Source organism: Bacillus sp. FSL M8-0063 (assembly GCF_038005545.1).
In the GTDB taxonomy this organism is placed as follows: Bacteria; Bacillota; Bacilli; order Bacillales; family Bacillaceae_G; genus Bacillus_A; species Bacillus_A wiedmannii.
Window position 1 is genome coordinate 1323302 of sequence record NZ_JBBOTJ010000001.1, and the last position, 12455, is coordinate 1335756.

Consider the following 12455-nt stretch of genomic DNA (forward strand, 5'->3'; position numbering starts at 1 on the left):
AATGAAATGGCAAATGCGTAAAATCGTATTGTTAGCAGTAATTGTTAGTACCCTCTTTTTCAGTATGTTAGTGTATTACGTTACATATCCATTTCTGTTTCAAAATAAGGCGTTCTTTCTTTCAAATTTTTGCTTGTTTCAATTAGAACAACATATGAAGGAATTATCGCTCATTCGTATTATAATTGCTGGATTACTATTACTTACAGTACTCATAGTATGCAAAAGAATTTGGCGACAATTTTTCTATAGTCAAAAATTACAAAAAGTACTTATCCCTTTCATTCGAAAAGGAAAACAAATATATATATTGCCGACCGCGGAAGTTGCGGCATTTACAATTGGGTTATTTCGTCCGAAAGTTGTCATGTCAGAAGGCATGCTTCAAACATTTTCAGATGAAGAAATGGATGCGATTATTTTCCATGAAGAATATCATCAAACTAATCGAGATCCATTAAAATTATTTTGTTTTACGTTATTAGCAGAAGGAATGGTGTACATCCCGATATTAAAAGGGTTATTGCAGCGCTATCATGTGTATCAGGAGCTAGCAGCAGATAAATATGCAATGCAAAAGATGAAATCTTCATTCGAATTAGGTAGTGCATTATTAAAATTAATTAAAATAAAGACAATGGAAAATCGATGTGTGACAGCTTCATTTGCAAAAACAGCAATAAATTTACGAATCGAGCAAGTGTTAAATGAAAAAGTTGTTAAGCTCAATATTCCGTTGCATACGAATTCGGTATATGTAACATTAGGTTTATTCTGTATGTCGATTGTACTTATTGTCGGAGAGTGCATATAGCCTCTTTTTTTAAGAATTAACACTACTCATTGTAGTGCTATAGGGGGAATAAAATGAATGCAGCAGATTTAACAATTTGGCTTGTAGCTGGGGCAGGGGTATTGTCATTTATATCACCATGTTCTTTACCGCTATATCCATCTTATTTATCATATATTACAGGTGTGTCTATTCAAGATTTAAAAGAGAATCGTGGAATTATGCAAAAATCAGCGATTATACATACCGTATTTTTTATGATCGGATTTTCGGTTATATTTTATGCGTTAGGTTTATCGGTAAGTTGGATTGGAATAACATTTTCATCTAACCAAAAATTGATTCAACAAATTGGTGGGATTTTTATTGTTTTGATGGGACTGTTTATGACAGGTTTGTTTCAACCTAAGTGGCTTATGGCAGAGAAAAAGGTACAATACAGAAGTAAATCGACTGGATATATTCGCTCGATTTTAGTCGGTATGACATATGCAGCGGGTTGGACGCCATGTGTTGGACCGATATTTTCAGCTGTACTCATGCTTGGTGCGACAAATCCTGAAGGGGCACTTCTTTATATTACTGCGTATACTCTTGGGTTTGCGGTTCCGTTTTTCGTGATGGCATTCTTTATTGGGAAGGTAAAATGGATTGTTACATATGCCAACGTCATGATGAAAATTGGCGGTGGAATGATGATTGTAACAGGGGTTTTATTGTATACAAATCAAATGACGAAAATTACCGCATTCTTTATTCGTCTATTCGGTGGATTTAAAGGCTTTTAAAAATGAGGAGGAAGAAAAGTGAAGAAGCTAATTGCGATTATAATGGCCGGGGCATTGATTTGGGCCGGAGTTAATTTTTATAATACAAAAAAAGAAGAAAAAGAAAGAAAAGCAAAACAAGCGGAGTTACAAGAAACAGAAGTATTACCACAAGTAGGATTTAAAGCGCCAAACATAACGTTAAAAGGGTTAGACGGGAAGTTGTATTCGTTAAATGATGCAAAAGGAAAGCCATATCTTATTAATTTTTGGGCATCATGGTGTGGCCCATGTGAAATGGAGGCACCTGACTTAGTTCGTATGTATGATAAATATAAAAAGGATGTTGAAATTTTTGCGGTAAATGCGACAATTGGAGATCCAGTACAAGAAGCGAGTGCATTTGCAGATCGTCACGGATTTAAGTTTCCTGTTTTACTAGATATGGACGGAGTAGCTGGATTAGATTATAAAGTATTTTCGTTACCAACAACATTTTTTGTTAATAAAGATGGAATTATCGTAGAGCAAGTACGAGGCGTATTACCTCCAGATCAATTAGAAGAGAAATTTAAGAAATTAATTGAGAGTTAAAGAGGGGATTTCATAGTGATGGAGTGGATCGTGAGGTTACAATCCGTATCTCTTATAATTGGAAGTCTATTTGGGTTTATGTTGATGAAACGAAAGATGAAGAACGAAAGTGTACCATATGAAAAAATGATGGATGCAGTAACAAATGCTTTTCTTATCATCGTATTTGTATGGAAATTTGCACCGGCAATTTTAAATCCAGTATGGGCTTTTAGGTCGCCAGTGCAGGCACTATTAGCTGTAGGAAGTATGCAGCATATTATAGCAGGATGTGTAATTGCGAGTGTATACATTGTTTGGAAAAGTAAAAAAGGACAATTTTCGCTTCGTATTTTACTTGATGCATTACCTATCGGACTATGTATGAGTATTATTTTTTATTTTCTATTCAACCACAAAATAGGTGTACAAACGACATTGCCTTGGGGTGTGAAAATATATGAATCTAAATTTTTATATCACCCTATTTTCGTATACGAGATCATTCTCGCCCTTTGTATAATCGGCTTGTTATGGATGAAAAATGAAAGGCTCGGAAATGGAAAGAATATAAGTGTTTTTCTAATTGTTGAGGGGTTTGCTCATATCATTATTTCACTTGTTAGTGAACAAAATTCGGTTCTATTTGGTTTATCAGCACAGCAAATAATGAGCTTTTTTGTTATTAGTTTAGGAATTTTGTTGATACCGAAAAAATAAAAAGGTAGCCACGTATGGAGTGTGTCCGTACGTGGCTACCTTTTTATTATATATTAAAAAATTGGAGGAGTAACAGAAAATAAAACAATGGCATTTTTCTCGAATTGATTTATCCATTTATGTTTTAAATAAGCGGGTATTTTTACGCTATCACCCGTTTCTAATATGTATTTTTCTTCATTTAAATGTAATGTGATTTTCCCGTCTAATACGTATGCTAACTCTTCACCTTTATGTTCTAGTACATTTTCTGATGAAGCTGTATTCGGTGGAACAGTCATAATTGCTGTTGCTAAATTTCCTGTGAAATCAGGTGATAGCATTTCATATGATAAATTATCGATAATCATTTTTTTTCGTTTATGAGAACGTACAATTAAATCGTCTGTATTTGTATCTTCCAGTAAAAAGCTAAATGTTGGAACATCTAACGCTTTAGCGAGTACTTTTAATGTTTGAATAGAAGGGTTAGCAGACCCACGCTCAATTTGACTTAACATAGATGGTGTTATACCTGCCATCGTTGCTAGTTCTTTACTCGTTAAACCTTTTTCTTTTCTTTGTTTTTCAATTTTTTTACCGATATCTATATTTTCCATGATAAAAGCTCCTTACTAATTATTAAATTATATTTAAAAAAATTAAATTAAAATTAACTTAAGCGAATAATTTATGTTAAACTATATTTAAATTAATTTAATTATAATTTATTGAATCGTAAGCTACAAGGTTATGAGGAGGAAGAGAAATGAAGGGAATAGAGAAATTAAACGAGGAATATCCACTATTAAATAAATTAATCGCAACAGAAGAAGTGTTTTGGGTAAATCCGAACATGGAAAAGTATGAAACGGCAATAAAAGATTCCCCATTGAATGAAGAGAATGTAAAAGATGCGGAAGAGAGGTTAAAGCGTTTTGCACCGTACATTGCGAAAGTTTTTCCGGAAACGAAAGAAACGGGCGGCATTATAGAATCACCTTTAGTGAAGATACCTACTATGAAACAGTCTTTAGAGAAAAATTACGGGAAACCTATATTAGGTGAATTACTATTAAAATGTGATAGCGGGCTTCCGATATCAGGATCCATTAAAGCTAGAGGTGGCATTTATGAAGTGCTGAAGCATGCGGAGAAATTAGCTTTGCAGCATGGAATGTTAACAGAAGAACATGATTATTCCATTTTAGACAGTGATACATGTAGAGAGTTTTTTGCGAAATACTCAATTGCGGTAGGTTCTACAGGTAATTTAGGACTAAGCATTGGGATTATGAGTGCAAAACTAGGTTTTAACGTAACTGTTCATATGTCAGCAGACGCAAAAGAATGGAAAAAAGATTTATTAAGAAGTAAAGGTGTAGAAGTTATTGAATATGAAGCTGATTATAGTAAAGCAGTAGAAGAGGGGCGTCAGCAAGCAGATGCAGATCCTAGCTGTTATTTTGTAGATGATGAAAACTCACATGATTTATTTTTAGGATACGCAGTAGCAGCATCGCGTTTACAAAAGCAATTAAAAGAGTTAGAGATTGTAGTAGATGAAGAGCACCCTTTATTTGTTTACCTTCCGTGCGGAGTAGGGGGCGGACCTGGCGGAGTCGCATTTGGTTTAAAGCTATTGTATAAAGACAACGTGCACTGTTTCTTTGCGGAGCCTACGCACTCTCCATGTATGTTACTCGGTTTAATGACAGGACTTCATGATAAAATTGCCGTTCAAGATATAGGGATTGATAATGTAACAGACGCGGACGGACTAGCGGTAGGAAGACCGTCTGGATTTGTCGGTAAAACGATGGAACCATTTTTGAGTGGAAATTACACAGTAAGTGATGAAGAGTTATATAGATTGCTAAAAGAACTAGCTGATACGGAAAATATTTATTTAGAGCCCTCTGCGCTAGCGGGAATGATAGGGCCAGTGAAAGTGTGTAAAGAAGATGAGTATTTACAAAAGAAACAGTTAATGGAGAAGATGAAGAAAGGTACTCATATTGTGTGGGGAACTGGCGGTAGTATGGTTCCAGAAGATGTGATGAATGGGTATTATAAAACAGGTGAGTCATTAACAATATTAGAAAAATGAGGCTAATTGTGGCCTCATTTTTTATTTATATGACATATGTATTATTATAAATTCTTTGTTATTTTCGCATTAGTTCATTATAGTATAGATATAAAGAACGAATAGCAAATAAATATAACAAAAAGCATTATTTTACATAATAAGAGGATGTGTATACGATGTCATTACAGACTAAATATATAGCGGGTATTTCGCTTGGGGTTATGGGAGTAGGTTTTGCGGCTTCTATCCCGTTTCAAGGAACGGTAGCAGGTGAGATTATACAAGGGGGATTTGAAGCTGGATTGGTTGGCGGACTTGCGGATTGGTTCGCAGTTACAGCATTATTCCGTCATCCGATGGGAATTCCAATTCCACATACAGCGTTATTACCTAAAAACCGTAAACGAGTAACGAAAGGGCTCATTCATACGTTAGAAAATGAATGGCTGACGAAAGAAAGTATTACGAATAAAGTAAAAGAAATGCAGTTAGCACAAATAGTATTGCAAATTGCTGAAAGAGAAATGCAGTCTGACGCTGTGAAAAAAGGAATTGTAACGATTGCGGAGAAAGCGATTGTTACGATAGATACGGAAAAATTAGCGGTTATTATTGAAAAAGAATTAAAAACATATTTGCATACCATTAATACAAGTAACATATTACAAGTGCTTGTTGATCAATTAGTTGTGCAAGAATATGATGAAAAGACACTTGATTACATTTTAGTAAAAGTGAAAGATTGGACAGCGCAAGATGAAGCGCGTTATCAGCTCGGAAGCTTAGGTATGAAGGCGATGGAAAACATAAAAGTAGATGGATTTTTACAGTTTACTTTGAAATCATTTATGAATATTGTAGATGAAGATAAAATTGGTGGCATTTTGCAGAAGTTTATTATTAGCAATATTAACAGCTTACAAGATGCAGATAATAGCACAAGACAACTTATATTAGCGAAAATTCGTCAAGAAATTATAAATGTAAAAGAAAATGAAGCGTTACTACAAGAATTAGAAAATTGGAAAGAAAAATGGATTGCCAATTGGGATGCTACTGACAAAATTAAAGAGATGCTGGAGCAAGTACAACAAAGGGCAATTACTTTTGTGAAAAATGAAGAATTTACGGATAAATATGTTATGCCATTTTTACAAAAACAAATGAATAAAATAAAAGAAGATGAACAGATTGTTCAAAAAATAGAAGAGTGGTTACAAAAACAAGTTGTCACACTGGTTGAAAAGAATCATTCGAAAATCGGAAAACTTGTACAAGAAAATCTTGATAAGTTAGATGATAAAATGTTAATTGAAATGATTGAAAATAACGTCGGTAAAGATTTGCAATGGATCCGAGTAAACGGAGCGGTTTGCGGATTTATGATTGGATTAGTATTAGAAGGAATTAAAGCGATTATATGAGAAAAACCTTCCACAATTGTGGAAGGTTTTTTATTTTTCAATAATACTCATATTTATATTATAAGCTTTCTCAATATTTAATTTGTACGTCCCATTTCCTGTTTTAATCGAATTTTTATACCAATGTTCTTGCTCGTTGAATTCTGGATTTTCTTCTGAAGAATTATTTTCTTTTTTCGTTAAATCTTCAACTTGTTCCCAAGGTGTGTTTCCATGTGCTTCTTTTTTGTTTGTTACGGCGATTAAAGATACATCGCTTTCTTTCGTTAAATGAACAGATACATTTGAACTTTCTTGTACAAACCAATTATTTTGTAATTGACCTGGATAAAGGGATAGCTCGTTATTTGAAGCACGAACTTCTACATTTTTATTTTGCGGAAGAACGAGTGTCGGTTTGACCTGTGGTGCTGAATTCCATAACGTATGTTGAACTGGTAATGATTTTAAAGTGATATACATCGTTTCCCCAGCTGTTTGAACTGAAAGAAAATCTTCTTGTTTTAAATTGAGTTTTTCATTAGCTTTCGTCGACATTTCATATGTTCCAAGAAGGTGAATTTGATTTGTATTATTTCCCTCTATTGTTAGAGGATAATGCCCTGCATCCACTACGATTTTTTTGATAGATTCAGGTATATCAAGTTGTTCACTTGGAATATTACTCGTTTGGCGAGTTGTATGAATAGAATGACGAACTTCATCTAGTAATCCAGTGGATAATAAACAGTAAAAAGCAATTCCGACGCTTCCTAAAACGCCGATAAAGAAAATACTAAAAATATCATATTTAATAAAGGATTGTTCCTTCTTAGAAAATAGAAGGTATAGTAAAATTTCCACGCCAAGTATGACAAGTAAAACAGGCCACCAAGCTGTTAAGGAATCTAATACCTCAGTACCTTTTATAACTGAAAATAGTAAGAAGCAACCTAATGAAATAATAGAAAGCCCCATTGAAAATGTTCCAACGCGCCATGTTCTCATTCTTGTGTACCACCTTTGTTTTCTTTATTTCCAACTAACAATTTAAAGCCGCCACCAATTAAGAGGAGTGCAACGATAGATGTTTGGAAATAGCGATAATACAGTTCGCTAAGATGAATGTTAAATATAGTTGCAAAGTAATCATTCAAAATAGGAAGGACTGTTTGATCTAATAAATAATAACCACCAAGTGTAATTAACCCAATACCGATCCATCTTTGATGATTGATAAAATAATCAATGATAGGTTCGTCATGTACACGTTCTTTTCCATACTTTGCAGTTTGTTGTAAAGCGTCAAAAAAGCTATAGAACCAAATGATTGGAACTAAAAATAAAAACGCTGAAAGTCTTAATAAGTCGAGTAAATATATAGAAAGTAAAAAGGCTGCCATAAGCTGAAGGCCCCGGCGTTGTAAGCCTAAATACATATGTCCTGCTCCGGGGAACATCGCTAAAATAGAAGCGAATGTTTTATTCTTCTTTCCTTGTTCACGATGCTCTTCAAACTCTTCGAAAATAGTACGATCATCTAGTTGCTCGCCACGTTCTTTTTTCTGGAGTTGCTGAACAACATCAAAGAAATTGTAAATCCATAAAACAGGTAATGTAATAAGGAAGATAAGGAAACTTTCTTGCGATGTTAAAAGTGCAACGAAAATAATCATACTTCCGATTCCTGTGCAAGCTACTAAAAATGTAAGTCCACGTTGCATAAGTCCTAATTGAAAATGTCCAAGTCCAGGGATGATGGATAGGAGAATGATATAAAATCGTTCGCTTTCTTTAGAGGACTCTGTAAATTCTCCTGCAGCTTGTTTTTTCGATTGGTTAATAATAGTGATAACTAAATCTAATAAATTGATCGCCCATAAGACAACTAGTAAAAATAGAGAAAGAAAAGCAATATCACGCGCACCTAATGCTATTGTACAAAATGCTGCAAAGATAAATAGAAATACAGCCCCTCCGCTATATAAAATAAACCGTCCAAATTTCTTTAAATATAAATGTCCAAGCCCGGGAATTAGCCCTAATACAAGTGCTAAAAAGGGATTTTTATTCATGCTTTGAACCTCCGTCCTTTTTTGATGTGTCTACCGATTTGTTTACAATTTGTTGTGAGATAGAAGACTCGTTATGTTTTGAAGATTTCTCGAAATTTGATGTCGCTGTGAAAATATATTGGAATAAACCACTTACCATAAAAATAATTGTAGCCGCAGTCGCAATTATGTAGTGAATAATGGTGCGCTTTAGTGAGTTTGTTTTTATATTTTCATTAGGTTGTAGCGTTTCAAAATTAATTTGCGTCATAACTTCGTTCGTAAATGAATCATCATTTATCATTGGAAGGTTTTCATGTTGTTCATCGATACTTTCCATATAAAGTGCTAAACAATGATCACATTCATAAAGGTGTTCTTCCATAGATTCACGTCCATTGCTTTCTATAAAATCTAAAGTATAATTGCGCCAATCCTCTTTTGAATAATGCATCATAGAAACTCTTCCTCCTTCCAATGTTTTTTAATCCATTTTCTTGCCCGGTACAGTTTCATTTCGACTGTTTTCACTTCGATGTTTTCCTGTAAAGAAATTTCTTGATAACTTTTTTCTTCTAAGTAATGTGCGAGAACGACGTCACGGTAATTTTCGGGAAGTTCTCTCAGTTTTTGAGCAATGAGTAATTTTTGCTCTTTCGTCAATAATAAAGCCTCAATATTATGAGAGGATTTTATATTTTCCCCAGTTTCTTTACATAAGGAGAGTTCTTCGTTTTCTCTAGCTTTCTTCCTTTTATAATCAATAGCGTGATTGGTGGCAATACGTGCCATCCACGTTTTTAATCCGCGAAATTGATAATTTGGGAGAGAGGCGTGAATTTTTAAGAATACTTCTTGTGTAACATCTTTCGCATCTTCTTCATGTCTTAAAATAGAAAAGATAACTTGAAAAATATAATGACGATATGTTTGCACAAGGATACGAAAAGCATGTTCGCTTCCTTGCTGTGCTTTTTCAATTAATTGTTTTTCCTCAATGGGTCTCTCCCTCCTTTTTGACGCATTCTATTATATAGACGTAAGAAACGATTGGACACCCTACACATGTTGTAAAAAAAGAATAATATATTTTTAGGAAGGAAGCTATATGAAAAAGGTGTGAAAAAATGGTAAAAAGAAGTATATAATGAGCAAGTGGGAAATGTTACGTGAAGAAAGGATGTGAATGTTAGTAGGGGAAGGTCCATACTAACAAACATGAAAATTAAAATATTAATAGCGGATGATAATTCTTTTATTAGAGAAGGCATGAAAATTATTTTAAATACATATGAAGAGTTCGAAGTAGTAGATACTGTGAATGATGGGAAGGAAGCGGTGGAATATTGCAAAAAGAACGACGTTGATATCGCTCTTTTAGATGTCCGTATGCCAAATATGAACGGGGTAGAGGCAACGAAATTTATTTGTGAAGAAACGGAAACGAAACCACTAATTTTAACGACGTTCGATGATGATGAATATATTTTGGACGCAGTGAAGAACGGGGCGAAAGGTTATTTATTAAAAAATAATGATCCAGAGCGTATTCGTGATGCAATAAAAGGAGTATATAACGGTCAAACTGTTATGCAAGATGTAGTGCTTGATAAAATTAAGAGCAATTTAATGGAGAGCAAAGAGGATGAATGTAAAATAGATACAAGTCTTTTTACAGAAAGAGAACTTAGTATTATCGCATTAATTGCGAAAGGTTTCTCGAATAAAGAAATTTCAAAGCAACTTTTCATATCAGAAGGAACGATTGCTAATTATATTACATCAGTTTTAGGGAAAACTGGACTTGAACATCGTACACAAATTGCGATTTATTATTTAACAGGGAAAGTAGATTAAAGATATGGAATTTTGGTTAATTGTAAGTAAATTAATTGTCTTTATATATATTGTGTTTAGTTACATTTATTTAAATGTTGCGAACTTACCATGGATTATACTTGCTTTGCTTTTATATCTTTCTGTAAACGTGCTAATCTCTATATTTAAAAAAGGTACGCACAAAAACATATTAACTTCTCTGTCAATTGGAATAGTTATATTATTCGCATGGAAGATTCATCCGTTTTTTATTTTGTTTTTACCATTGAACTTATATGAAATTATATTTCGTTATATAGAGAATAAATGGCTGATCTTTATCATTATGATGATTCCTATTATCTTTACCGATGAAAGTATTCGAATGACATATGGATTAATTGTTGCATTTTCTTTCATTGTACTAACTATGGCAGAACGGTATATATCGCGTGTATTAAAGCTTGAATCACAAAATGATAAGATGCGAAAAGATATGCAGCGGTTGACGAAAAGTTTACATGAAAATAAAGAGTACATAAAGCAATCAGAGTATACATTTAAGTTAGAAGAGAGAAATCGGTTGTCACAAGAAATTCATGATAAAATTGGCCACTCGATGACAGGGGCGCTAATTCAAATGGAAGCAGCAAAGAGATTAATGGGGATAGATAAAGAAAAATCTGCCGAGTTATTACAAAATGCAATTCATATTTCAAAAGATGGAATTGAAAGTATTCGAGTTACATTAAAAAATATGAAGCCACCAACTGAGCAAATTGGCATTCATCGTATGAAATTATTCATAGAGGAATTTGCCGGTAAGCATGAAATAAATATTCCTTTCGTATATAAAGGGAATTTAGATATGATTTCACCGATTCAGTGGAAGATTATCGGTGAAAATGTTACGGAGGCATTAACTAATGCGATGAAATATGCTGATGCGACAGTCATTTCAATCGATATTCATGTACTTAATAAGATGGTGAAAGTACAAGTGAAGGATAATGGAAAAGGTGCAGCTCTCGTTAAGAAAGGTCTCGGGATTATGGGGATGGAGGAGCGAACAGCATCAGTAAACGGAAAAATTATTGTAGACGGAAGAAGTGGTTTTTCAGTAACGATGTTGTTGCCCATATAGGAAATTATGACGAGGATGAATCATCTCATATGAAAAAAGTGAATAATCTCATGTGAAAAGAATGAACTTCTGCACTGAGCAGGTTCATTTTTTTTGTTTATACTAAAAGCAGAGAAACCGAAATAGGGGTGAAATGATGAATACATTAGAAATTAAAAATTTAACGAAAAAATTTGGTGATTTCATCGCGGTAGATAATATGTCTTTATCTATTAAAGAAGGAGAGATATTTGGCTTTTTAGGATCAAATGGTGCTGGTAAAAGTACAACGATAAATATGATTGCTGGGTTGTTAAGAAGTAATGAAGGTGAAATTAGCATATTAGGAAAAAATATAAAGAAACATAATCGATTTGCGAAGATGAATATCGGTATCGTTCCGCAAGATATTGCGATTTATGAAGAGTTAACTGCCTATGAAAATGTGAAATTCTTTGCTGGACTGTACGGGTTAAGAGGAGCTGAGCTAAAAGCGAGAGTAGAGGAAGCACTTCAATTTGTAGGGCTTAGTGATAAACATAAAAGTTACCCGAAAAACTTTTCTGGCGGGATGAAACGAAGACTGAATATCGCTTGTGCGATCGCTCATAGACCGAAGTTAATTATTATGGATGAGCCGACAGTTGGAATTGATCCACAGTCAAGAAACTATATCCTTCAGTCTGTTCGGAAATTAAATGAAATGGGAAGTACTATTATTTATACGAGTCACTACATGGAAGAAGTAGAAGAGATTTGTTCTAAAATAGCAATTGTAGATCACGGTAAAGTGATTGCAGAAGGAACGAAAGAACAGTTAAAAGCGATTATTACTGATACGAAAGACATTTGGGTTGAAGTGAAGTCAGTAGAAAATTTAGATGTAGAAAAGTTAAAAGAGATAAACGGTGTGAAAGCTGTTCAAGTTGAAGAGAACGTAATCAAGGTAAACTCGGATGCAGGAGTAAATAATTTAAATAAAATTATTCAGCATTTCATTAATCATGACATTGAAATTCGTTCGTTAGAGGAGCAGGCCCCGAACTTAGAAACAGTATTCCTTACGTTGACTGGAAGAAACTTACGAGATAAATAAAAGGTAAATGAAGAAAAGGTAAAGGGAGGTTCATCAA

14 protein-coding genes are annotated in these 12455 nt (G+C 33.8%); 9 read left to right on the top strand and 5 right to left on the bottom strand.

The window, feature by feature from the left end:
- The first annotated feature begins 1 nt into the window (after window position 1).
- The 4 genes from MKX31_RS06890 to MKX31_RS06905 are packed head-to-tail and all read left to right on the top strand — an operon-like array spanning window position 2 to window position 2853.
- Complete coding sequence (locus MKX31_RS06890; RefSeq protein ID WP_064476484.1) at window positions 2-814, top strand: M56 family metallopeptidase; 813 nt, start codon at window positions 2-4, stop codon at window positions 812-814.
- Between the two features lie 53 nt (window positions 815-867).
- Window positions 868-1581: a cytochrome c-type biogenesis protein CcdA gene (ccdA, locus tag MKX31_RS06895; RefSeq protein WP_064476483.1), complete on the top strand. Its 714-nt coding sequence runs from the start codon at window positions 868-870 to the stop codon at window positions 1579-1581.
- A gap of 18 nt (window positions 1582-1599) precedes the next feature.
- A complete protein-coding gene (locus MKX31_RS06900; RefSeq protein ID WP_064476482.1) occupies window positions 1600-2154 on the top strand; it encodes a TlpA family protein disulfide reductase in 555 nt (184 codons plus the stop codon).
- Window positions 2155-2172: 18 nt separating this feature from the next.
- A complete protein-coding gene (locus tag MKX31_RS06905; RefSeq protein WP_064476481.1) occupies window positions 2173-2853 on the top strand; it encodes a prolipoprotein diacylglyceryl transferase family protein in 681 nt (226 codons plus the stop codon).
- 53 nt (window positions 2854-2906) lie between these two features.
- On the opposite strand, the gene MKX31_RS06910 is transcribed toward MKX31_RS06905, so the two are convergent.
- Entirely contained in the window at window positions 2907-3452 is a 546-nt protein-coding gene (locus MKX31_RS06910; RefSeq protein ID WP_064476480.1) for a helix-turn-helix domain-containing protein, read from the bottom strand.
- A 149-nt stretch (window positions 3453-3601) separates the two neighbouring features.
- Between MKX31_RS06910 and dsdA the strand changes: the two genes are divergently transcribed.
- Both dsdA and MKX31_RS06920 read left to right on the top strand, forming a co-directional pair.
- Window positions 3602-4942: a D-serine ammonia-lyase gene (gene dsdA, locus MKX31_RS06915; RefSeq protein ID WP_064476479.1), complete on the top strand. Its 1341-nt coding sequence runs from the start codon at window positions 3602-3604 to the stop codon at window positions 4940-4942.
- 158 nt (window positions 4943-5100) lie between these two features.
- The gene (locus MKX31_RS06920) at window positions 5101-6348 is read left to right on the top strand and encodes a DUF445 domain-containing protein (RefSeq protein WP_064476478.1); all 1248 of its coding nucleotides are present in this window, start codon (window positions 5101-5103) and stop codon (window positions 6346-6348) included.
- A gap of 30 nt (window positions 6349-6378) precedes the next feature.
- Here MKX31_RS06920 and exsE read toward each other — a convergent pair whose 3' ends face one another.
- From exsE to MKX31_RS06940, 4 genes are read right to left on the bottom strand one after another with little or no spacing between them, the layout of a single operon-like run.
- The gene (gene exsE, locus MKX31_RS06925; protein ID WP_064476477.1) at window positions 6379-7335 is read right to left on the bottom strand and encodes an exosporium protein ExsE; all 957 of its coding nucleotides are present in this window, start codon (window positions 7333-7335) and stop codon (window positions 6379-6381) included.
- Complete coding sequence (locus MKX31_RS06930) at window positions 7332-8402, bottom strand: hypothetical protein (protein ID WP_064476476.1); 1071 nt, start codon at window positions 8400-8402, stop codon at window positions 7332-7334. Before MKX31_RS06930 ends, exsE begins: the two co-directional genes overlap by 4 nt.
- A complete protein-coding gene (locus MKX31_RS06935) occupies window positions 8395-8838 on the bottom strand; it encodes a hypothetical protein (protein WP_048543328.1) in 444 nt (147 codons plus the stop codon). The genes MKX31_RS06930 and MKX31_RS06935 overlap by 8 nt, the downstream gene beginning before the upstream one ends.
- Window positions 8835-9317 carry an RNA polymerase sigma factor gene (locus MKX31_RS06940; RefSeq protein ID WP_154131357.1) on the bottom strand — a complete coding sequence of 161 codons (483 nt, stop codon included), beginning with the start codon at window positions 9315-9317 and terminating at the stop codon, window positions 8835-8837. The genes MKX31_RS06935 and MKX31_RS06940 overlap by 4 nt, the downstream gene beginning before the upstream one ends.
- A 282-nt stretch (window positions 9318-9599) precedes the next feature.
- Between MKX31_RS06940 and MKX31_RS06945 the strand changes: the two genes are divergently transcribed.
- The 3 genes from MKX31_RS06945 to MKX31_RS06955 all read left to right on the top strand — a co-directional run bounded on the left by MKX31_RS06945 (window position 9600) and on the right by MKX31_RS06955 (window position 12418).
- Complete coding sequence (locus tag MKX31_RS06945; protein WP_000694104.1) at window positions 9600-10238, top strand: response regulator transcription factor; 639 nt, start codon at window positions 9600-9602, stop codon at window positions 10236-10238.
- Between the two features lie 4 nt (window positions 10239-10242).
- Window positions 10243-11343 (top strand): sensor histidine kinase, encoded by a 1101-nt coding sequence (locus tag MKX31_RS06950; protein WP_064476475.1) that lies wholly within the window; start codon window positions 10243-10245, stop codon window positions 11341-11343.
- A 136-nt stretch (window positions 11344-11479) separates the two neighbouring features.
- A complete protein-coding gene (locus tag MKX31_RS06955) occupies window positions 11480-12418 on the top strand; it encodes an ABC transporter ATP-binding protein (protein WP_001093809.1) in 939 nt (312 codons plus the stop codon).
- Window positions 12419-12455: the final 37 nt, after the last annotated feature.